Here is a 21497-nt window from a genome sequence, read left to right on the forward strand (position 1 = left end):
ATCTTACGCCCTTGCTAACGTCCAAACTTGTACCTCTTGCACGCCTGCTTGTTTAATTTCCCTGCAAATCGCATTGAGCGTTGAGCCCGTGGTCACTACATCATCCACAATCGCAATTCGCTCGTAAAATTTGCCCGCTTGCGGTCTAAAACGAAAGGCGTTTTTCAGGTTTAAACGTCGTTCTTGTGCGGTAAGTTCACGCTGTGAAGCAGTATGTCGAATACGGCTAAGACTTTGCGTATCAAGCGGAATATCTAGCCATCGAGACAGATACCGAGCGATTAACTCAGATTGATTATAACCTCGCCTCCAATGGCGTTGCCAAAAAAGCGGAACAGGCAAAATTGCTTCTGGGAGTGCCAAACCATGCTCCCGTTGAGCCTGTTTCACCGCTAACAACAGCAATCGTGCTAATGGCTTATCTAACCAATATTGCTGATGAAACTTAAAACGATGAATCCAATCTGCAAGCGGTTTTTTATATACTGAAATTTGCACCATTCTTTGCCATTTCGGCTCATTTCGCAAGCATTCCCCGCAAGATAGTGCATTTTCTGCCAACAAACTGCCACAATGCCCACAGTAAGGCGAACACGCTAAAAGTTTAATGCAACGACTACAAAAGCCATGATCTGCAATTGCTAATTTGTGATCGCAATGAAAACAGCGGAAATCTAATCTATTCATACACCCTCCGCTATTTACTTTACCAAATTAGCAAAAATTATTTTTCGAGTGAGTTCTAAAAACCGTAAATTTAGTAAAGTGCAGACATAAAAAATGGTCAGGCAAAACCTGACCATTTTCACGTTTTATGTTAGTAAAGCACACGTGCCTTAATTGTGCCGTCAATCTCTTTCAAGCGTTTTAATGCTTCTGAGCTATCTTCAAGCTGAACATCAATCACCACATAACCAATTTCTGGATCTGTTTGTAAATATTGGCCTGCGATATTCACGTTTTGATCCACAAACACTTGGTTGATTTTGTTTAAAATACCTGGTTTGTTTTGGTGGATGTGTAATAAACGTTTCGCATTATTGTTGGCAGGAAGTGATACTTCTGGGAAGTTTACTGCCGATAGGGTTGAGCCGTTGTCGGAGTATTTCACAAATTTATTTGCCACTTCTGTACCGATGTTTTCTTGAGCTTCCGCCGTTGAACCACCAATGTGTGGCGTTAAGATAACGTTGTCAAATTTACGTAATGGCGATTCAAACGGATCGTTGATTGATGCTGGTTCAACAGGGAATACGTCAATCGCTGCACCACGTAAGGTATTCGCTTCTAAACGAGCCGCTAACGCATCCAAATCCACTACTGTACCGCGTGCGGCATTGATTAAAATCGCATCATCTTTTAATTGGGCAATGCGTTCCGCACTCATTAGATTTTTGGTTGAGGCATTTTCTGGCACGTGTAATGAAATCGCATCACAGCTTGAAAGCAACTCTTCTAAACTTGCCACTTGTTGTGCATTACCCAATGGCAATTTATTTTCGATATCGTAGAAGTAAACTTGCATCCCCACTGCTTCGGCAATCACGCTCAATTGTGAGCCGATATGACCATAGCCGATGATACCCAATTTTTTACCACGCACTTCATTTGCACCTGCAGCCGATTTGTTCCATACGCCACGATGCACTTCCATATTCGCTTTGGGCACTTGACGCATTAACAAAATAATTTCTGCCAATACTAATTCCGCCACAGAGCGGGTATTTGAGAACGGTGCATTAAACACAGGAATACCACGACGTTTCGCTTCCTCTAAATCTACTTGGTTAGTACCAATACAGAAACATCCTACCGCTACTAATTTTTGTGCGTGCTCTAAAATCTCTTTGGTTAAGTGTGTACGCGAGCGAATTCCCACAAAGTGAGCATCTTTAATTGCTTCGATAAGCTCTTCACCATCTAGGGCTTTTTTGTGATACTCAATGTTGGTGTAACCTGCCGCTTTTAATACATCCAGTGCGTTTTGGTGCACGCCTTCGAGTAATAAGAATTTGATTTTTGATTTGTCGAGAGAAACTTTAGCCATAGTTATTCCTTATGTTGTGTTTAAAGTGAAAAACAAAAAGCGGTGCGATTTCGCAAAACATTTGCAAAAATCCACCGCTTGACCTTATTCAATAATTTTTGCCCCTTCAGGCGTGCCAACAATCGTAACGTTCGCGAAACGTTGTGCAAAAATACCGTTGGTGACCACACCTGCGATATTGTTGATGGAGTGTTCCATTTTCAGCGGTTCAAGAATTTTAAAGTGATGTACATCTAAAATCACATTGCCGTTATCCGTTACCACGCCTTCACGCCATTCAGGAGAACCGCCAAGTGCGACTAACTGACGAGCCACATAAGAACGTGCCATCGGAATCACTTCCACTGGCAATGGGAAAGTTGAACCAAGCACATCGACTTGTTTTGAGCTATCCACGATACAAATAAATTTTTTCGCCAAAGAACTCACAATTTTTTCACGGGTTAATGCTGCCCCGCCGCCTTTGATCATTGCACCTTGCGGGGTAATTTCATCTGCACCATCGATATACACATCTAATTCCACAACGTCATTAGCACTAAACACTTCAATGCCCAACGCACGTAATCGCTCTTCTGAAGCTTTAGATGCCGCCACTGCGCCTTTAATTTCATCTTTCATTGAAGCTAATTCATCAATAAAGCAATTCACGGTTGAACCGCTACCCACGCCAACGATAGTATCTGGTGTCACAAATTTCAGTGCCGCTTTCGCCGCAATTTTCTTCATTTCTTGTTGGTTCATTACGTTTTCCTATCATATTGCTTTAAAGATAAAAATTGGTCTCATTGTGTGCCAAAGAGCAGGCTAAATCAAGCGGTAATTTTTCATAAGTCATTTGAAAATTTTTTATCGAATACGACATAATTTGTCGCTTTATTTCGTTATACTCCACACAGTTTAAATCAATAGGAGAATAAAAATGTTTAAGACAATTTTTCAAGAACAATATGATTATTTTAGCTCACTTATCATTAAAGGCGAATTTGGCAATAAAGTGGTCAATAATTTAGCTTCGCCCATAGGAAACGTGGATTTTAATATCTTAAAGCTAGAAGAGGTTACAGATCTGTCTGATAACTTTATAACTTTTGTTATTGCTGATAATCTCACTGAAACGGAATGGGTAAAAATTCGCTCTGCTACCTCAAGCACCATTTTTGTGATTGGTTGTGCTTCACCAGTTCAAGAGCCTCAAGCCGATAGCTGTTTTATCTGTGAAACTTCGCCTGAATTATGTATCCAAACGCTTATATCAATGATAAAAATGATTGGCGGATACGGTCTTGTTATGACGGATTTTACAGATATTAGGCATGTGTTAATTGAATGTGGTCAACAAAACCATGTGATTTATATTGAATCAACACATCCCGAAGAAGCTATAGAGAGGGTATTAAAACAGCTCTCTAGTAAATCTATCGCCTTAGATCAGGTAAAAGGAATATTGCTTAATATGGTAATTGGCGAAGATTTTGAGTTTTCCAATATCCATACCATTATCGAAGGGGTCACGGCAGAAGTTTCTGAAACAACTTCGGTTATTTTCGGTACGACATTCGATGTTAATAAACAGGGGCAAGAATTAGACTTAAATATGATTGTGAGTTATTAAAGGTAAGCGGTGGATTTTGCAATTTGTTTTACAAAATCCACCGCTTATTTTTTATGAAAAGATTAGTTGCGTTTCACCACTTCCGCAATTTCTTCTGCACAGCTTTGTGCTAATGTTGCATCTTCACACTCTACCATCACACGAATAAGCGGTTCTGTACCTGATTTACGTAACAAGATACGTCCTTTTCCTGCTAAGCGTTCTTCTACTGATTTTGCAACAGCTTTTACTTCTTCGCTATTGAGTGGGTTTTCACCGCCTGCGAAGCGAACGTTAATTAACACTTGTGGGAAAAGTGGCACAGCTTTTGCTAGTTCGTTTAAGGTCAGGTTGTGTTTTACCATTGCCGCCAACACTTCAAGCGAGGCAACAATACCATCTCCCGTGGTGTTTTTGTCTAACACGATGATGTGCCCTGAGTTTTCACCGCCCAGTTTCCAGCCTTTCTCTTTTAATTGCTCAAGCACATAGCGGTCACCCACATTGGCACGCACGAATGGGATGGCAAGTTCTTTTAATGAAAGCTCTAAGCTCATATTGCTCATTAATGTACCCACTACGCCGCCTTTTAATTTGCCCGCACGTAAAGCTTCACGCGCCAAAATAAACAGAATTTGGTCGCCATCCACTTTGTTGCCTAAGTGGTCTACCATCATAATGCGGTCGCCATCGCCATCGTAAGCTAAACCAATGTCTGCTTCCGACTCTTTCACCACTTTTTGAAGTGCTTTAATGTCCGTTGCCCCGCATTTTTCGTTGATGTTTAAACCGTTCGGACGAGTACCAATTTCGATCACATCAGCCCCTAACTCACGCATTACGTTTGGTGCGATATGATAGGTTGCCCCGTTCGCACAATCCACCACGATTTTTAAGCCGTCTAAGCTTAATTCAGATGGGAAACCTGCTTTACAAAATTCAATGTAACGACCTGCCGCATCGTTGATACGGCTCGCCTTACCAAGGTTTGCAGAGTCAACACAATCCATCGGCTCATCTAACATCGCTTCGATCGCTTCTTCCACTTCATCAGGTAATTTTTCACCCACGGATGAGAAGAATTTGATCCCGTTGTCGTAGTATGGATTGTGAGACGCTGAAATCACGATGCCCGCTTCCGCACGGAAAGTGCGGGTTAAATAAGCAATCGCAGGGGTTGGCATTGGGCCGACGAATACCGCAGATAAACCCGCTGCGGTTAATCCCGCTTCAAGCGCAGATTCCAGCATATAGCCAGAAATACGGGTATCTTTACCAATAATCACTTTTTTCGTGCCTTGGGTGGCAAGCACTTTACCTGCTGCCCAGCCGAGTTTTAACGCAAATTCTGGGGTAATCGGGAATTTACCGACTTCACCGCGTACACCATCTGTACCGAAATATTTGCGAGCCATAAATGTTCCTTATTTTAAAAAGTATTGATAAGCCAAGCTGTCGCTTACGTCTTGGTAGCGATAGCCTAATTGTTCTAAATGTTTGGTTAATTCTGCTTCTGAGCCTGCAGCCATAGGGAATGCGGCTAAAATATCACCGTAGTCCGCACCATGTGCACGGTAGTGGAACAACGAAATATCCCAATCAGTTAAGGCTTGCAAGAATGTAAGCAATGCCCCTTTTTGCTCAGGGAAATCAAAGCGATAGAGCTTTTCGTTTTGAATACTAGCAGGTCTGCCACCGATCATATAACGTACGTGGGTTTTAGCGATATCATCATCTGATAAATCGCTCACATCGTAACCATTTTGGCGAAGCTCTTCGAGAATTTCCGCTTTTTCTTGGCTGCCAGAAATACGAACACCTACGAAAATGCACGCATTGGCATCATCTGCGTGGCGGTAGTTAAATTCTGTCACCGCCCGGCTACCCAGAATTTGGCAGAATTTTAAGAAGCTGCCTTTCTGCTCTGGAATGGTTACCGCTAATAAGGCTTCACGTTTTTCGCCAATTTCGCAACGCTCAGACACAAAACGCAAGGTATGGAAATTCAGGTTTGCCCCTGAGAGCACGCAAGCGAGATTTTCTCCTTCGATGCCGTGCTTTTTCACATATTTTTTCAAGCCTGCAAGCGAGGTTGCACCCGAAGGTTCTGCCACCGCACGCACGTTTTCAAAAATATCTTTCAATGCTGCACAAATTTCATCGTTATCAACTAAGACAACATCATCGACATATTGTTTACAAATGCGGAAAGTTTCATCGCCAATGCGTTTTACCGCAATACCGTCTGCGAATAAACCCACATGATCTAAATCGACAGGCTGGCCCGCTTTTAATGCGTGATATAAACAAGCAGAGTCTTTGGATTCCACCCCAATGACTTGAATTTCAGGTAAAAGCTGTTTCACCAACACTGCGATCCCTGCGATCAAACCACCACCGCCAACAGGCACAAAAATGCGGTTCAGATCGGAACGTTGTTGAATGAGTTCCATCGCGATTGTGCCTTGCCCTGCAATCACGGCTGGAGCATCAAATGGGTGGATAAAGGTCATATTCAACTCTTTCGAAAGCTCAAGTGCTTTGGCTTTGGCTTCGTCAAAGTTCGCACCATAAAGCAATACTTCTCCACCAAAACCACGCACCGCATCCACTTTAATACTTGGCGTATTTTGTGGCATCACAATTAAGGCACGTAAGCCTAAATGTTTCGCTGAAAGCGCGACACCTTGCGCGTGGTTACCCGCAGAAGCAGCAATTACACCTGCTTCTTTTTGAGCTTTAGAAAGATTAGAAATCATCGCAAATGCTCCGCGTAGCTTAAAGCTATGCACCGGCTGGCGATCTTCACGTTTGATGAAAATATTATTTTTTAATCGTGAAGAGAGCTTGTCCATTTTTTGTAATGGCGTGACTTGAGCGAGATCATAAATATTGGAACTAAGAATAGTGCGGAGATAGTCCGTATTCGATTGGATTTGTTGTGTCATATGATTGATTTTAATGATCTTCCCAAAGGCAGGGATTGAAAGGGTTAGATAGTCGAAAAGGGCGTGTTTAGCACGCCCCATTGCAATTAGTTAATTAGTGTCCACCACAACCACAGCCACCATGATTGTGTCCGTGATCGTGATGATGGTGATGACCACCGCCACAGCAGCCGTGACCTTCTTCTTCATCGCTGTCGTGACCACCACAGCCACAACCGTGTTCGTGACCAGAATGAATGTGACCGTGTGCAATCTCTTCTAAAGTTGCTTCCCGTGTACCCACTACTTCTACAGAGAAGAGTAATTCTTGACCTGCGAGCATATGGTTACCATCAACCACTACTTCATCGCCATCCACTTCAGTGATCACAACAGGCAATGGACCTAAGTCAGTATCTGCGATAAAACGCATACCTACTTCTAATTCCTCTACGCCCATAAATACATCTTTCGGCACACGTTGTACCATATTTTCGTTGTATTCGCCGTAGCCTTCTTCTGGGCTTACACGCACTTCAAAAGTATCGCCAACCGCTTTACCTTCTAATGCCTTTTCTAAGCCTTCAACAAGATTGTTGTGACCGTGTAAGTATTCTAGCGGTTGGTTCACAGGTGCTTCATCCACTAATACGCCATCTTGAGTACGTACTTGGTAAGCAATACTTGGTACTACGTTTTTAGTAATTTTCATTAAAAATGATCCTTTGTTTATATAAAAAATTAACCGCATTGTAGCGGTTTGTATGATATTTGCAAATTGTTCTATAAATTCGATCGCTTGTAGAGTGTGTGAAATTCATTTCACGCACGTCAATATAGAAAAGCGTGCGTGGATTTTTCAATCCACACACCCTACTATACTAAATAAAAACAAGATCTTTTAAGCGATAACCTTGTGGCACGGTTTCTTTGTCTTCGAAAGTGACAAATTCCCACGCATTTTCATTCACAAGCACAGCACGGAGTAATTTATTGTTTACACCATGGCCCGATTTATAGGCTCTGAAATCGCCTAAGATGTTGTAACCGCACATAAAGAGATCGCCGATAGAATCAAGCATTTTATGTTTTACCAATTCATCTTTATAGCGTAAGCCATCTTCATTCAAAATGCGGTAATCATCTAACACGATGGCATTATCTAAGCTACCGCCTAGTGCTAAACCAATTGATTGGAGATATTCCACATCTTTCATAAAAGTAAAGGTTCTTGCACGGCTAATTTGCTGAATGAAATTTTCGGCTGAAAGATCCATCGCAAAATGGCGTACATCTTTGCTAATCATCGGGTGATTGAAATCAATGGTGAAATCTAATTTTAAGCCATTTGCATAAGGTCTGATTTCTGCCCATTTATCGCCCTCTTCCACACGTACGGTTTCTTTAATGCGGATGAATTTTTTTGGAGCATTTTGCTCTTCGATACCCGCATCTAAGAAAAGATAGATAAACGGACTTGCACTGCCATCCATAATTGGAATTTCAGGGGCATCAACTTCCACGATAAGGTTGTCTAAACCTAATGCTGCCATCGCCGCATTTAAGTGTTCAACAGTTGAAATACGCACACCATCATCGTTGATCATACAAGTACAAAGCTGTGTATCACGAATTGATTCTGCACTTGCTGGGAAGTAAACAGCAGGCTCTAAATCGGTTCGTGCATAAATAATCCCTGTATTAGCAGGGGCAGGACGCAATGTGAGCGTCACTTTTTTGCCACTGTGCAAACCAATGCCAGTAACTTTGGTTGCTTGTTTTAGGGTTCTTTGTTTAATCATTTTTTATTCCTCGCAAGCGATCGAAATTAACGACCGTTTCGCATAAATCCTGGAATAGAGCTCGGTGAGAACACTTGGTTTGGATCAATTGTTCTTGGCTGTTGCGTTGTTCCAGCATTTTGTGGTGCGTGGTTAAAGCCTATTGGTTGTGACTGATGACCATAATTCTGGTTTGGCTGAACAGACTGTTGAGTCCCATAACCTACTGGTTTTGGTACTGGCTGAGATTGTTCAACTGGCTGTGGTTGTTGCAACATACCTGTACGTGGCATGGTTAACTCTTCTGCTTGACCCAAACCAGTTGCAACCAATGTTACACGGATTTTACCTTCCATTTCAGGATAGAACGTTGTACCGAAAATAATAGTTGCATCAGGATCTGTTGCTTCAGTAATATATTTTACAACAGAATCCACTTCATTTAGCTCTAAGTCATCGCCTGCTGAAATATTAATCAACACGCCTTTTACACCTGATAAATCAACATCTTCTAATAACGGACTTGCCACTGCTTCCATTGCTGCACGCTCTGCACGCCCTTCACCTTCTGCAATGCCCGTTCCCATCATTGAACGTCCCATACCAGACATAACTGTTTTCACGTCATTAAAGTCTACGTTTACCAAACCTTCTTTGGTAATCATATCAGTAATACCTAATACTGCGTTACGCAAAACATCATCAGCATATGAGAATGCATCCTTAAATTTTACGCCTTTAGGTAAAACTTTAAGTAATTTTTCATTTTGAATAATAATCAACGCATCTACATTTTTCGCTAATTCTTTAATGCCTTGTTCTGCGAAATTTAAACGTTTTCTACCTTCAAAATTAAATGGTTTAGTAACAATCGCAACGGTTAAAGCACCCTGACTTTTTGCAATTTCAGCAATAACTGGAGAAGCCCCTGTACCAGAACCGCCCCCCATACCAGCTGCAATGAATACCATACTTGCATCACTTAACATATTAGTTAATGCTTCACGGTCTTCTTCTGCAGATTGATAGCCAATATTTGGATCGCCACCAGCCCCCAAACCATGAGTAATACCTGCACCAATTTGTACAGTATTACGTACTGCACTTGAACGCAATACTTGTGCATCTGTATTTACTGAGAAAAACTCCACGCTGCCAATATCATCTTCCTGACAGCTTCTAACCATATGGTTCAATGCATTACCGCCACCGCCACCAACGCCAACAACTTTAATTACTGCATCAGGCGTTGTCTCATAAACTGGTTCGAACATTCTTTACTCCCTAAAATAAGCGTATGCCAACTTATTTAATTTAAAAATTTGACTTAATCCAACGTATTGCTTTACGAGTCTGCTTTTTGACACCTTTAAACATACCAACTACATTTGGATTATTTATTATCGTTTTTTTGCTTTCTGCTGGATGCTCAAAATTATATTGTAATAGCCCCAAAACTGTTGCATATTGTGGCTTATTCACATAATCGGTCAAGCCTGCGATATTAAGAGGGTTCCCCACTCGTACGTGTGCATTAAAGACATTTTTTGCACATTTTACAATATCTTCTATTTGTGAACCACCACCCGTAAGAACAAAACCCGCAATTAATTCCTGTTTTATCCCTTGGTGATATAAATTTTGACGCAATTTTAACAGATCTTCGTTAATAAGCTTAAATAAATCGCTATAACAAAGTGCTGTAATTTCTGCAACGTGTGCTTTCGTATAAATTCGAGGCGCACCTCCAGCTAAACCTGAAATCGAGAATTTTTTATCGGCATTCATCGTCGGTGGTGAAACCGCACTGCCATAATTAACCTTGATGGTTTCAGCTTCTTTGCGAGAAGTCGTAAAAACTTGTGCAAGATAATCCGTCACATTATTGCCACCAAACGGATATGATTTACTAAAGCGTAATGCACCATCAACGTAAACCACCACATCCATCGTGCCCGCACCGATATCAATCAAGCAAATACCAAGCTCTTTTTCCTCTTCAGTAAGCACCGAATAAGCAGAGGCAAATCCCGAAAAAACAATATTGGCAACAGACAATCTCTGATTCGATTCTACCGCATTAATTAAATTACGTTTCCAATCTTGGTGAGCTGCAATTAAATGCACATAGGCAGTGAGACGATTACCTGACAAGCCAATTGGACTTTTTGTCAGCGGTAAATGGTCTACTTTAAACTCTTGTGGCACAATGTGTAGCATCTCTAAGCCATTAGGTAATCGAATAGAGCTTGCATTATATTTCGCTTCTTCCACGTCTTCTTTTGTAACTACATTCTCTAAAACCGCCTGCCCCATTTCATTAAGCCCTGTAATATGAGCCCCTGAAATACCCAGAATCAGATCAGAAATTTCAAGATTGTTTGCAATTGATTCAGCCTCAGCAATCGCATTATCAATAGCACGAACGACTGCATCTAAATCAACAATTCCACCTTGATTTGCCCCTTTTGAAGGAGAAACTCCAGTTCCTAACACTCTAATTACACCATCAGGTAAGGTCTCACCAATGACAACAACTGTTTTAGATGTCCCAATATCTAACCCAACAATGTAATCCTCATCATCAATATTATCAGTCATTTTATTTTCGTTCGTTTGCAATTAATTATTTCTGTATTGGATAGAAACCTACCGCTGCACCGTGTTCATAACGTAAATCGACATACCCCAAACGCTGTCCTTCTGGCACCTCAATTTCAGGGAAAATCATCATAAAGCGGTCAATTTTTGGCGTCCATTCTCCACGTCCTAATCTTAACTCAATATTATTCGCTAATGTAATCGACCAAGAACCACGATTATCCATCGCCAGTGATTTAAGTGATAAATTGCGAAATGCTAATTCCGTTTGAATTTTACCCCACGCTTCAAGTACTTCTTTACTTTCCGCATCAGGTCCAAACATTATCGGTAAACCTGTTTTATCAAACCGTTCTGGGGGTAAACTAAATACAACCCCTTGTTCAGAAAGATAGTGAATATTATTCCACACGGCTACAGGTTTATGCTCAACCAGGCTAATACTTAAGCGATCAGGATAGGATTTTCGCACAATCACATCTTTTACCCAAGAGAGTTGTAACAACTTATCTTTAACCTCTTGAATATCTTGGGCAAAATATCCTTTTAGAACAGGTTCTTTGGCTAAAGTTTCACGAATATCCGCATTTGTTGTAAATTGCGTTTTATGAGTTAACGCATAAGCACGAATCGGCGTTCTATCCAAACTCTCAAGAAGTACCGACCAATTTGCATATACCGTATAAATCACAATCAACCAAAATAATAAAATCAATGGTTTAATTGAAGTGAGCCAACTCATCGGCAGAAAATGTAACTTCGAACCGATATGCTCCTTAGCAAGGCGAAAATAATTGGGTTTTCTCTTTCGAGCAAACTTAGCCATTACGCACTTAACTCCAATACGCGTTCAACTAAACGTTCAAAGCTATAACCCACGGTTGCTGCCGATTTCGGGAAGATGCTGTGGCTTGTCATACCTGGGCAGGTATTTACTTCCACCAAACGGAATTTGCCGTTTGCATCTTCCATCACATCAATACGGCTCCAACCACGACAGCCCACCACATCAAAGGCTTGTTTCACGATTTTCGCCACCTCTGCTTGGCGTTCTGCATTTAACGCTGGCACAACATATTGGGTGTTGTCTGAAATATATTTTGCGTGGTAATCATAAAACTCACCCTCTGGAATCACTTGCACCGCGGGCAACACTTCGCCATCTAACACCGGCACAGAATATTCCGCCCCTGCTAAAAATTCTTCAACTAACACAATGCTGTCAAATTTTAACGCTTCTTCAATTGCAGGTTGTAATTCTGCTTCGGTTTTTACTTTGAACACACCAACACTTGAACCTTCGCAAGAAGGTTTAACAAACACTGGTAAGCCTAATTTTGCAATAATTTCCGCAGAATCGATCGCTTGTCCGCGTTTTACCACCACCATTTCTGCAGTCGGTAAACCAACAGCTTGCCATAATAATTTGGTGCGGAATTTATCTAAAGTGATTGCTGATGCCATCACGCCACAGCCTGTGTAAGGAATGCCCATCTGTTCCAAAGCACCTTGCAACACACCGTTCTCACCAATACCACCGTGTAAAATGTTGAAGACACGTTGAATCCCTTTTTCTTTTAATTTTTCAATTGGGAACTCTTTGGTATCAATGCCTTCCACATTATAGCCAAGGCTTTTAAGGGCTTCGGTTACCGCTGCACCAGAGTTTAACGATACCTCGCGTTCCATCGAAACGCCACCAAATAACACTGCGATTTTTTCGTTTTTAATGCTCATCGTATTCTCAATTTTCTATAGGGTGGGCTTTCTTGCCCACTATAATATCTGGTGGGCAAGAAAACCCACCCTACAAGCGATGTAATTTGCAAAATATATTGCAAAAACAACCGCTTACGCTTTCCAACTCTCTGCTAAATCACGCGACAATTTGCTCACGTTACCTGCACCTTGTGCCAAAATTAAATCGCCATCTTGAATAATCTGGTCGAGAACTTCACCTAATTGGCTAGTATCCGACACTAAAATCGGATCAACCTTACCCAAGTTACGGATAGAACGACACAACGCTTTACTATCCGCCCCAATAATCGGTGATTCGCCTGCCGCATACACATCCAACATCACTAACGCATCGACTTGCGAAAGTACTTGCACGAAATCATCGAACAAATCACGCGTACGAGAATAACGGTGCGGTTGGAACACCATCACGATACGTTTATTTTCCCAGCCTTGACGAGCCGCTTTAATTGTTACGTCCACTTCAGTTGGATGGTGACCATAATCATCCACCAACATCACTTTACCATTTGGGCGAATAAATGAACCCAATTGGTCAAAGCGACGCCCCGCTCCTTGGAAATCTGCAAGTGCAGCTAAAATCGCTTCATTAGCAATGCCTTCTTCTTTAGCAACCGCAAGTGCCGCAGTCGCATTTAAAGCATTATGACGACCAGGTACGTTTAACAGCACCTCAACACGTTCCCCGTTCGGGCAAATCACCGTGTAGTGTCCTTGGAAACCTGTTTGTTGGTAATCTTCAATACGATAATCCGCATTTTCGCTAAAGCCGTAAGTGATCACTTGGCGGCCCACTTTCGGTGCAATTTCCATCACTGTTGCATCATCGGCACACATTACTGCTAAGCCGTAGAAAGGCAAGTTACGCAAGAATTTAACGTAAGTCTCTTTCATCTTCTCGAAGTCGCCACCGTAGGTGTCCATGTGATCTGGCTCGATGTTAGTGACAACAGAAACCATTGGTTGTAAATGTAAGAATGACGCATCACTTTCATCTGCCTCCGCCACTAAATAACGGCTTGCACCTAAGTGAGCATTTTTACCCGCAGATTTTACCAAACCACCGTTTACGAAGGTTGGATCTAAGCCAGCTTCAGTGTAAATCATTGAGATCATTGCAGTGGTTGTGGTTTTGCCATGGGTGCCCGCAATCGCAATCCCGTGGCGAAAACGCATAATTTCTGCCAACATTTGCGCACGTTGAATCACAGGAATACGTGCTTCTTTTGCCGCTTTTACTTCAGGGTTTTCTTCGTTAATCGCACTGGACGCCACCACTACGCTCGCCCCTGCGATATTTTCCGCACTGTGACCAATAAAAATATGTGCCCCTACAGCAGCTAGACGCTTGGTAACCACACCATCAGCAATATCTGAACCGCTGATTTTGTAGCCTTCATTCAGTAATACTTCAGCAATACCGCTCATCCCCGCACCGCCAATCCCGATAAAGTGAATTTGACTCACACGGCGCATTTCAGGCACGAGTTTTTTTATATTATCTTGGAAATTTTTCATTTTATATTCTCTAAATTAGTGGCTTTCTTCTACTATCACTTCCGCCACGCGTTTTGCAGCAGTTGGCGTGGCTTTTGCTCTGGCTTTGATTGCCATCTCGGTTAATTTAGTACGATCAGCAATCAACGGCTCTAACACCGCTAACAGTTTTTCTGGCGTAAATTCGGGTTGCTCAATCACATAAGCTGCCCCCGCTTCCACCAAATATTCCGCATTTAAAAATTGCTGTCTATCTTTATGTTGGAACGGCACAAAAATAGCAGGCAAACCCGCGGCAGCAATTTCGCATACCGTTAATGCCCCCGAACGGCAAATGACTAAATCCGCCCATTCGTAAGCAGCTTTCATATCATCAATAAACTCGCTTGCCACGCCATTGCCTGTAGCGTGATAAACCTCTTCAACGCCCGCTAATTTGCCTTTACCCACTTGATGGCTAATGAATACCTGATTGCCCAACACTTTCGCCACTTCGGGGACAGTTTGGTTAATCACTTGTGCTCCTTGGCTACCGCCCATCACTAAAATGTTGATCGGGTAATCACGCTCTGCAAAACGCTGTTCTGGTGCTTCAATCTCAAATAAATCTTGGCGAACAGGGTTTCCTACCACTTCTGCATTCGGGAAAGCATTCGGAAAGGCTTGCAACACACGGCGAGCAATTTTTGAAAGCCACACATTGGTTAGCCCCGCTACCGCATTTTGCTCGTGTAAAATCACAGGTACACCGCAAAGTTTTGCCGCAATTCCACCGGGACCTGACACATAACCGCCCATCCCAAGCACCGCATCTGGCTTGAATTTTTTGATGATTTTGTATGCTTGCAACACCGCTCTTAGAATAGCAAAAGGGGCTGTTAGCAAGGCTTTTACGCCCTTACCTTTTAGCCCTGAAATTTGGATAAATTCAATCGGAATACCATGCTTGGGAACGAGATCTGCTTCCATTCGATCTTTTGTGCCTAACCAACAAATTTCCCACCCTTGTTGCTGTAATTCGCGTGCAACGGCAATCGCGGGAAATACATGCCCCCCTGTTCCACCTGCCATCACTAATAATTTTTTTGCCATTGATATTCTCTTTTTTGCTTTATTTTTGGGATAATTTTCTGTTGTAAAGAAAAAATTCTCAATATTCTACAAGAATTTATACTTTTTCGGAAAAAGAAAGCGGTCAATTTTGTAAATTTTTTCACAAAATCGACCGCTTAAACTCAATTTCCCTTCGCACGGGTATAACCAATTCTTTCCAATCGATTTTCGTGGTCAATCCGTATTAAAACGGCCATCGCAATGGAAAGAATAACCATACTTGAGCCACCATAACTGACAAAAGGGAAGGTTAAACCTTTTGAGGGAATCAAGCCCAAAGCCCCTCCTAAATTAATTACACCTTGTAGTAAAAACCAAAGTGCAATGCCAAAAGCAAAAAAACCTTTAAAGCGTTCTTCCATTTGTAAAGATTCTCGGCTAATTTTTATAGTTCTTGTTACTAAACAGATAAATAGAAAAATTAAAAAAGTAGTTCCAACTAAACCAAACTCTTCACCAATTACTGCAGTAATAAAGTCTGTATGAGCTTCAGGTAAATACTCCAATTTTTGAATTGAATTGCCCAATCCTCGTCCTAAAATTTCTCCTTGTCCAAATGCCATTTGAGAGTTAGCCAATTGGAAACCATCTCCATAAACATCAACGAAAGGATCGAAATAGGCCCTAATCCGCTTCATTCGATATTCAGAAAATAAGATATAACTCGTTATTCCAACTGTCGCAACAATAGCTACCGCAATAAATTGTGCAAATTTTGCCCCCATAATAAAAAGCATCCCAAACGCAATTACACTAATAATAATGATGCTACCAAGGTCAGATTGTACACTTAAAATGGCAATAAAAATAGCAATTACTACCGCTGGGCGCCAAGCACTCAATGTTTCTTTTTTAAGCTCATCATAACGGCGAACATAGAAACTTGAAAAATAACAAATCAGAGCTAATTTAGCTAGTTCTGATGCTTGGAAAGTGATAGGCCCAAACGAGATCCAGCGCTTTGCTCCATTAATTTCTTTACCCAAAGGAATAACTAATGCCAATAAAAGTAATGAAATAAAAAAAATCCAGATGTTGTATTTTTCCCAACGACTCATTGGTTGTTGAACAAAAAACGCAAAAATGCAAAGAGAGACTAAAATATAAGCCCCATCCATGATAGCAAAATGAAAAGCTTCATTATGCAAACGCCAACTTACAGGAATAGATGCAGAACTCACCGCAATCAAACCAATGCTTAGTAAGCTCACATAAATCCACAACAATGTGCGATCATAAAGTGAATCACTTGGAGTAATTCGAAAGAAATTATCCCAAGTAGTTTTCAATCGTTGCCACATTAAATCTCTTCCCCTCGTGCTAACGCCATAAAAATATCACCACGTTGTTCAAAGTTTTTGAACTGATCTAAGCTTGCACAAGCAGGAGAAAGCAACACCATATCGCCTTGTTTTAACTGCGGGCGGATTTTTTCCACCGCTTCATACATCGTCTCTACCAACACACTTTGGCTAGAGAGTTTCGCCAATGCTGCCCCATCTTGCCCGAAGCAGTAGCAAACGATATTCGGTTTGTTGATTAACGGTTTCAATTCTGAAAAATCTGCTGCTTTACCGTCTCCGCCTAATAATAAATAGAGCGTGCCCGCTACCTCTAAGCCGTTCAGTGCTGCCACTGTGCTGCCCACATTAGTCGCTTTGGAATCGTTCACCCAACGCACGCCATCATGAGTTGGCACAGCTTGGAAGCGGTGTGCTAAACCACCGTAGACTTGCAATGCTTTCACAATGCCTTCGCGAGAAATACCCGCCGCATCAGCCAACGCCATGGCAGCTAACGCATTCATCTCATTGTGACGCCCACGAATTAACATCTGTTTTGTCCCAATAATCGCCGTCTCTTCTGCATAAAGTACGCCATTTCGCAAGCTATATTCTGCATTGTGTTCTGCAAAACGAATCAATTTTTTAACCGCTTGTTCAGGATACGTTTGGGGATCTTCGCCATTCACAATGACATTTTCTGCATTGTTATAAATTTTAAGTTTTGCTGCACGGTAATCAGCAATTGAATCATATCGGTCCATATGATCTTCACTCACATTCAGTACAGTTGCCGCAACCGCCTTGAGCGAAGAAGTCGTTTCAAGTTGGAAGCTTGAAAGCTCTAATACATAAAGTGCATAATCACCATTTAACAGGCTTAATGCAGGCACGCCGATATTGCCGCCCATTCCGACTTTAATACCCGCTTGCTTTGCCATTTCGGTCACCAAGGTTGTGACCGTACTTTTACCGTTCGAGCCTGTGATCGCAATAATTGGCACGCTTGCCTCACGGCAAAACAGCTCAATATCGCCCACCACTTCTACGCCTGCGTTAATCGCTTGCTGAATTTCTGGCGTTGCCAATGCAAGCCCCGGGCTAATCACGATTAAATCGGAATTGAGCAACCACTCAAGATTTAATCCGCCTGTATGTAATGGAATTTCTTTTGATAATTGTTCCACCCCAGCTGGTTTCTCGCGGGTATCAATCACTTGTACTTTCGCATTTTTATCTGCAAAAAAATCGACACAAGATAAGCCCGTTTTACCTAAGCCTATAATTGTTACTGTTTTATTTTCGTATTGGTTTTGCATTTTTTTATTCTCTTTTTGTTGTCTTACTTTCCCTGCTATCCGCAAGCTAGGGCGTATAAATAACTATCTCTGCGGGCTTGCGTTTTTAGCAGGAATAAACGATTTCCAAGCGAGTTTTGAGGGTTCAATAACTAAATCCGCCAAAACATCATTCGTAGTAAAATAACGCGCAGCAGGTAACCCTCTTATACAAATTTTTTGCCATGCTTTGGGAATACGAATTTCTGCATATTCAGAGAAAGTAATTAAATATCTGCCTTCATATTGCCCATCTAACATTTTTTGAAATCCCGCCACTTTAGCAATGAAAAACGCTGTGCCTTGTGGGATATTTTTGTCCGATACTGCCCAATCTTTGGTGTAATTTTTACAAGCAATCAAGTATTCCACTTTTTGAAGAGAAGAAGCGCCTAATTTCCAATATCCCGATCCGCCTTCCGCAATCATCATATTGAGATCAACACCTGTATAAACCAAAAGCGTTTTATTTTTCATTACACCTCCTTTTGCAAAAGTTTTACGAAATCTGCCCGCTTGTTTTTCACATCGCTATGGCTAACTGCTTATCCATTGATAAAATAGGCTTTATCCCACCTTTGATTTTTCATCATATTTTGGTGGAAAAAAGCCTACTCAACTGACCTTAACGTAATTTCAATGTTACCAAGCCAATTAACACCAGCATTAAAGTAATAATCCAGAAACGAACAATAACACGCGGTTCCGGCCAGCCTTTTAATTCAAAGTGGTGATGAATTGGCGCCATGCGGAAAATACGTTTTTGACGAAGTTTATAAGATCCCACTTGGAGAATAACGGATAACGCTTCCACAACAAATACACCGCCCATCACAACTAATAATAGCTCTTGACGAACCAGTACTGCGATAGTGCCTAATGCGCCACCTAATGAAAGTGAGCCCACATCTCCCATAAACACTTGTGCTGGATAGGTGTTATACCATAAGAAACCTAAACCTGCGCCGACAATAGCAGTACATAAAATCACTAACTCGCCTGCATTTTGGATAAATGGAATGTGTAAGTATTGTGCGAAATTGTAGTTCCCTGTTGCCCACGCGATTAAGGCGAATGCACTTGCCACCATAATGGTTGGCACGATTGCCAAGCCATCTAAGCCGTCAGTCAGGTTCACAGCGTTACTGGTGCCGACAATCACGAAGTAAGAAAGAATGATGAAGAAGATGCCAAGTTGTGGCATAAAGTCTTTGAAGAATGGCACAACCAGCTGGGTGGCGGCGGTATCTTTGCCAACCGCATAAATGCCGAAAACTGCTACTAAGGCAATAACCGACAACCAGAAGTATTTCCAGCGGGCGATCAAACCATCTGTATTTTTACGTTTGATTTTCCAATAATCGTCCACAAAACCGACGATCCCATAACCAAATAAAACAAACAACACAAACCAAACATAGCTGTTGCGAAGATCTGCCCACAAAAAGGTGCTGATGCCGATAGAGGCTAAAATCATCACCCCGCCCATGGTTGGCGTGCCGCGTTTTTTGAAGTGGCTTTCAGGTCCGTCGTTACGCACTTCTTGCCCAAATTTGAGCAATTGCAAACGGCGAATTACTTCCGGCCCAATCCAAAGCCCGATACCCATGGCTGTTAATAACGCCATAATGGAACGGAAAGTAATATAAGACACGACATTAAACGCCGTATTAAACTGAACAAGATATTCAGCAAGCCAAACTAACATAACAAACCTCTATTTATTTTTATTTAATTTCCAAGATAGAAAATATTGATTGAAACTCATATTTTCTTCATCATTTAAATTTCTTTGTGCTAAACAACTCCTTTTATATAAAAGAAGAGCATACATTTCCTCAGCATTACTTTGGCTTATTTCTTTAAGGCGTTCATATTCTTCTACTATATATGTCTGCTCATAAGCAAGATCATAATCTCCTATTTTATTTGCTTTTTCAATTAGCTCACTTAATTTATTAAAGGCTAAAAAATATTGCTCATCAATTGAGTCTAATTCATCCAGTGCAGTGTTAAGTTCTTTTTCTAACTTAATAAGTTCTTGCTCAATTTCCACTGTAGACTCCAAATGTACAGGAAATAGACTGGGATAACATTTCAATTAATTCTTCCATTTTCTGACGACGAGAGCCTTTCGCCAATAAAACAAGCGGTTGTTTTTCTACAATTTTTTGCGAAATAATCGGTAGCAAGAAATTGCTCATGGTTTGCTTATCGGTAAAATGATGCTGTGCATTAGCACTAATCACTGCACTTTCTTTGCCAAAAGAGACAATTAAATCTAACCCTGCCTGTTGAGCAAAATCTGCAACTTCTTGATGGCATTGCGTACTCTCTTTGCCAAGTTCTGCCATATCACCTACCGCCAAAATACGAAATGCAGGGTAATTTTTCAGCACAGAAATCGCTGATTTCATCGAATCAACATTCGCATTGTAAGTATCATCAATCAGCAAACAGTGCTCGTTAATTTCAACAGGATATAAACGGCCTTTCACTTGTGAACGCTGTTCAAGCCCAGCTTTAACATCCGCTAAACTTGCACCAACTGCCATCGCTAACGCAGTTGCTGCTAAAGCATTAGAAACGTTATGTGCACCTAAATAAGGCAAATTGATTTCAATTTCCTCTTCAAAGGCATGCAAAATGAAAGTTGAGCCGTTTAAATTAAGTGAAACGTTTTCTGCCCAAAAATCCGCATAAGAATCTTGGTCTGAGGCGGTATAGCTAAAAGATTGCAATTCATGATCACCAATTTCTTTACGCCATTGCGGATAATAAAAAGCTTGGTTAATAATCGCTTTACCGTTTTCTTTTAGGCCTCGATAAATTTCGCCTTTTGCAGCTGCAACACCTTCAATCGAGCCAAAGCCCTCTAAGTGAGCAGAGGCGACATTATTCACTAAGCAAGCATCGGGTTGTGCAATCGCAGTAGTATAAGCGATTTCGCCGATATGATTTGCACCAAGTTCGATGACTGCAAATTTATGCTGTTCTGTTAGACGTAATAAAGTCATCGGTACGCCTAAATCATTGTTCAGATTGCCGAAAGTATAAAGCACATCCTCTTCACAAGCGGCCGTTTTTTGCAAGATTTTTGCCGTCATCTCTTTCACGGTTGTTTTACCCGATGAGCCAGTCATGGCAACCGTTTTAGGATTCAATGTGCTTTTTAGCCATTTCGCTAATTCACCTAAAGCTAATCGTGTATCCGCCACAATAATTTGCGGCACAGCAATCGGCAATTCACGCTCAACAACGAGTGCTACACAGCCTTGTCCTACCGCTTTTTCTGCATAATCATGTGCATTAAATTTTTCGCCTTTTAATGCAAAAAATAAGCCATTTTCGACCGCTTGTCGCGTATCGGTACTGACTGTCGTTACCGTTACATTACCATTACCAAACAGCCTTGCATGAAGGATTTCGGCGATTTGTTGGGTTGTTTGTTTTATCATTATTTTCCTCCTAGGGCTGTTGCCCTAGGTTACGCATAAATTTGCCCCACTGGGGCAGTTATTTTCTTCATTAAAATTCAATGCTTAGAGATCAGCCC

At 41.5% G+C, this 21497-nt stretch carries 20 protein-coding genes; 1 reads left to right on the forward strand and 19 read right to left on the reverse strand.

Annotated features, from left to right (window positions below; genetic code table 11):
• Nucleotides 1-3 precede the first annotated feature (3 nt).
• From QMF79_RS02240 to rpiA, 3 genes are all read right to left on the reverse strand, one after another.
• A complete protein-coding gene (locus QMF79_RS02240; RefSeq protein ID WP_119222441.1) occupies nt 4-687 on the reverse strand; it encodes a phosphoribosyltransferase family protein in 684 nt (227 codons plus the stop codon).
• A 130-nt stretch (nt 688-817) separates the two neighbouring features.
• Nucleotides 818-2047, reverse strand: a complete 1230-nt coding sequence (gene serA / locus QMF79_RS02245) for a phosphoglycerate dehydrogenase (protein WP_281772594.1) — start codon at nt 2045-2047, stop codon at nt 818-820.
• Nucleotides 2048-2131: 84 nt separating this feature from the next.
• Complete coding sequence (rpiA, locus tag QMF79_RS02250) at nt 2132-2791, reverse strand: ribose-5-phosphate isomerase RpiA (RefSeq protein WP_281772595.1); 660 nt, start codon at nt 2789-2791, stop codon at nt 2132-2134.
• Nucleotides 2792-2969: 178 nt separating this feature from the next.
• On the opposite strand from rpiA, the gene QMF79_RS02255 reads away from it, so the two are divergent.
• Complete coding sequence (locus QMF79_RS02255) at nt 2970-3662, forward strand: hypothetical protein (protein ID WP_281772596.1); 693 nt, start codon at nt 2970-2972, stop codon at nt 3660-3662.
• Between the two features lie 62 nt (nt 3663-3724).
• Here the strand turns inward: QMF79_RS02255 and glmM are convergent, their stop codons facing one another.
• From glmM to murF, 16 genes are all read right to left on the reverse strand, one after another.
• Nucleotides 3725-5056 (reverse strand): phosphoglucosamine mutase, encoded by a 1332-nt coding sequence (gene glmM / locus QMF79_RS02260; RefSeq protein WP_281772597.1) that lies wholly within the window; start codon nt 5054-5056, stop codon nt 3725-3727.
• 9 nt (nt 5057-5065) lie between these two features.
• Nucleotides 5066-6589, reverse strand: a complete 1524-nt coding sequence (ilvA, locus tag QMF79_RS02265) for a threonine ammonia-lyase, biosynthetic (RefSeq protein WP_281772617.1) — start codon at nt 6587-6589, stop codon at nt 5066-5068.
• Between the two features lie 94 nt (nt 6590-6683).
• Complete coding sequence (slyD, locus tag QMF79_RS02270) at nt 6684-7280, reverse strand: peptidylprolyl isomerase (RefSeq protein ID WP_281772598.1); 597 nt, start codon at nt 7278-7280, stop codon at nt 6684-6686.
• Between the two features lie 169 nt (nt 7281-7449).
• The gene (gene lpxC, locus QMF79_RS02275) at nt 7450-8370 is read right to left on the reverse strand and encodes a UDP-3-O-acyl-N-acetylglucosamine deacetylase (RefSeq protein ID WP_281772599.1); all 921 of its coding nucleotides are present in this window, start codon (nt 8368-8370) and stop codon (nt 7450-7452) included.
• Nucleotides 8371-8396: 26 nt separating this feature from the next.
• Nucleotides 8397-9623 carry a cell division protein FtsZ gene (ftsZ, locus tag QMF79_RS02280; protein ID WP_281772600.1) on the reverse strand — a complete coding sequence of 409 codons (1227 nt, stop codon included), beginning with the start codon at nt 9621-9623 and terminating at the stop codon, nt 8397-8399.
• 40 nt (nt 9624-9663) lie between these two features.
• The gene (gene ftsA, locus QMF79_RS02285) at nt 9664-10950 is read right to left on the reverse strand and encodes a cell division protein FtsA (RefSeq protein ID WP_281772601.1); all 1287 of its coding nucleotides are present in this window, start codon (nt 10948-10950) and stop codon (nt 9664-9666) included.
• A 25-nt stretch (nt 10951-10975) separates the two neighbouring features.
• Nucleotides 10976-11776 carry a cell division protein FtsQ/DivIB gene (locus QMF79_RS02290; RefSeq protein WP_390891369.1) on the reverse strand — a complete coding sequence of 267 codons (801 nt, stop codon included), beginning with the start codon at nt 11774-11776 and terminating at the stop codon, nt 10976-10978.
• A complete protein-coding gene (locus tag QMF79_RS02295) occupies nt 11776-12687 on the reverse strand; it encodes a D-alanine--D-alanine ligase (RefSeq protein ID WP_281772602.1) in 912 nt (303 codons plus the stop codon). The genes QMF79_RS02290 and QMF79_RS02295 overlap by 1 nt, the downstream gene beginning before the upstream one ends.
• Nucleotides 12688-12801: 114 nt before the next feature.
• Entirely contained in the window at nt 12802-14229 is a 1428-nt protein-coding gene (gene murC / locus QMF79_RS02300; RefSeq protein ID WP_281772603.1) for a UDP-N-acetylmuramate--L-alanine ligase, read from the reverse strand.
• Nucleotides 14230-14244: 15 nt separating this feature from the next.
• The gene (gene murG / locus QMF79_RS02305) at nt 14245-15300 is read right to left on the reverse strand and encodes an undecaprenyldiphospho-muramoylpentapeptide beta-N-acetylglucosaminyltransferase (protein WP_281772604.1); all 1056 of its coding nucleotides are present in this window, start codon (nt 15298-15300) and stop codon (nt 14245-14247) included.
• 143 nt (nt 15301-15443) lie between these two features.
• A complete protein-coding gene (gene ftsW / locus QMF79_RS02310; protein WP_281772605.1) occupies nt 15444-16622 on the reverse strand; it encodes a putative lipid II flippase FtsW in 1179 nt (392 codons plus the stop codon).
• Nucleotides 16622-17923, reverse strand: a complete 1302-nt coding sequence (gene murD, locus QMF79_RS02315; protein ID WP_281772606.1) for a UDP-N-acetylmuramoyl-L-alanine--D-glutamate ligase — start codon at nt 17921-17923, stop codon at nt 16622-16624. Before murD ends, ftsW begins: the two co-directional genes overlap by 1 nt.
• A 63-nt stretch (nt 17924-17986) precedes the next feature.
• On the reverse strand, nt 17987-18418 hold the full coding sequence (locus tag QMF79_RS02320; RefSeq protein ID WP_281772607.1) for a hypothetical protein: 432 nt from the start codon (nt 18416-18418) through the stop codon (nt 17987-17989).
• Between the two features lie 148 nt (nt 18419-18566).
• Nucleotides 18567-19649 carry a phospho-N-acetylmuramoyl-pentapeptide-transferase gene (gene mraY / locus QMF79_RS02325; protein ID WP_281772608.1) on the reverse strand — a complete coding sequence of 361 codons (1083 nt, stop codon included), beginning with the start codon at nt 19647-19649 and terminating at the stop codon, nt 18567-18569.
• Nucleotides 19650-19658: 9 nt separating this feature from the next.
• On the reverse strand, nt 19659-19997 hold the full coding sequence (locus QMF79_RS02330; protein ID WP_281772609.1) for a hypothetical protein: 339 nt from the start codon (nt 19995-19997) through the stop codon (nt 19659-19661).
• On the reverse strand, nt 19987-21399 hold the full coding sequence (murF, locus tag QMF79_RS02335; RefSeq protein ID WP_281772610.1) for a UDP-N-acetylmuramoyl-tripeptide--D-alanyl-D-alanine ligase: 1413 nt from the start codon (nt 21397-21399) through the stop codon (nt 19987-19989). Before murF ends, QMF79_RS02330 begins: the two co-directional genes overlap by 11 nt.
• Between the last annotated feature and the right edge of the window lie 98 nt (nt 21400-21497).

Origin of the sequence: Pseudohaemophilus parahaemolyticus (assembly GCF_938021905.1) — a bacterium.
Lineage (GTDB): Bacteria > Pseudomonadota > Gammaproteobacteria > Enterobacterales > Pasteurellaceae > Haemophilus_A > Haemophilus_A parahaemolyticus_B.

Coding starts and splice junctions, on each gene's coding strand:
- murD (WP_281772606.1), bottom strand. CDS start 17,923: ATGCAAAACCAATACGAAAATAAAACAGTAACAATTATAGGCTTAGGT.
- mraY (WP_281772608.1), bottom strand. CDS start 19,649: ATGTTAGTTTGGCTTGCTGAATATCTTGTTCAGTTTAATACGGCGTTT.
- ilvA (WP_281772617.1), bottom strand. CDS start 6,589: ATGACACAACAAATCCAATCGAATACGGACTATCTCCGCACTATTCTT.
- serA (WP_281772594.1), bottom strand. CDS start 2,047: ATGGCTAAAGTTTCTCTCGACAAATCAAAAATCAAATTCTTATTACTC.
- slyD (WP_281772598.1), bottom strand. CDS start 7,280: ATGAAAATTACTAAAAACGTAGTACCAAGTATTGCTTACCAAGTACGT.
- QMF79_RS02320 (WP_281772607.1), bottom strand. CDS start 18,418: ATGAAAAATAAAACGCTTTTGGTTTATACAGGTGTTGATCTCAATATG.
- QMF79_RS02295 (WP_281772602.1), bottom strand. CDS start 12,687: ATGAGCATTAAAAACGAAAAAATCGCAGTGTTATTTGGTGGCGTTTCG.
- murF (WP_281772610.1), bottom strand. CDS start 21,399: ATGATAAAACAAACAACCCAACAAATCGCCGAAATCCTTCATGCAAGG.
- murC (WP_281772603.1), bottom strand. CDS start 14,229: ATGAAAAATTTCCAAGATAATATAAAAAAACTCGTGCCTGAAATGCGC.
- murG (WP_281772604.1), bottom strand. CDS start 15,300: ATGGCAAAAAAATTATTAGTGATGGCAGGTGGAACAGGGGGGCATGTA.
- ftsA (WP_281772601.1), bottom strand. CDS start 10,950: ATGACTGATAATATTGATGATGAGGATTACATTGTTGGGTTAGATATT.
- QMF79_RS02290 (WP_390891369.1), bottom strand. CDS start 11,776: ATGGCTAAGTTTGCTCGAAAGAGAAAACCCAATTATTTTCGCCTTGCT.
- QMF79_RS02240 (WP_119222441.1), bottom strand. CDS start 687: ATGAATAGATTAGATTTCCGCTGTTTTCATTGCGATCACAAATTAGCA.
- lpxC (WP_281772599.1), bottom strand. CDS start 8,370: ATGATTAAACAAAGAACCCTAAAACAAGCAACCAAAGTTACTGGCATT.
- QMF79_RS02255 (WP_281772596.1), top strand. CDS start 2,970: ATGTTTAAGACAATTTTTCAAGAACAATATGATTATTTTAGCTCACTT.
- glmM (WP_281772597.1), bottom strand. CDS start 5,056: ATGGCTCGCAAATATTTCGGTACAGATGGTGTACGCGGTGAAGTCGGT.
- rpiA (WP_281772595.1), bottom strand. CDS start 2,791: ATGAACCAACAAGAAATGAAGAAAATTGCGGCGAAAGCGGCACTGAAA.
- ftsW (WP_281772605.1), bottom strand. CDS start 16,622: ATGTGGCAACGATTGAAAACTACTTGGGATAATTTCTTTCGAATTACT.
- ftsZ (WP_281772600.1), bottom strand. CDS start 9,623: ATGTTCGAACCAGTTTATGAGACAACGCCTGATGCAGTAATTAAAGTT.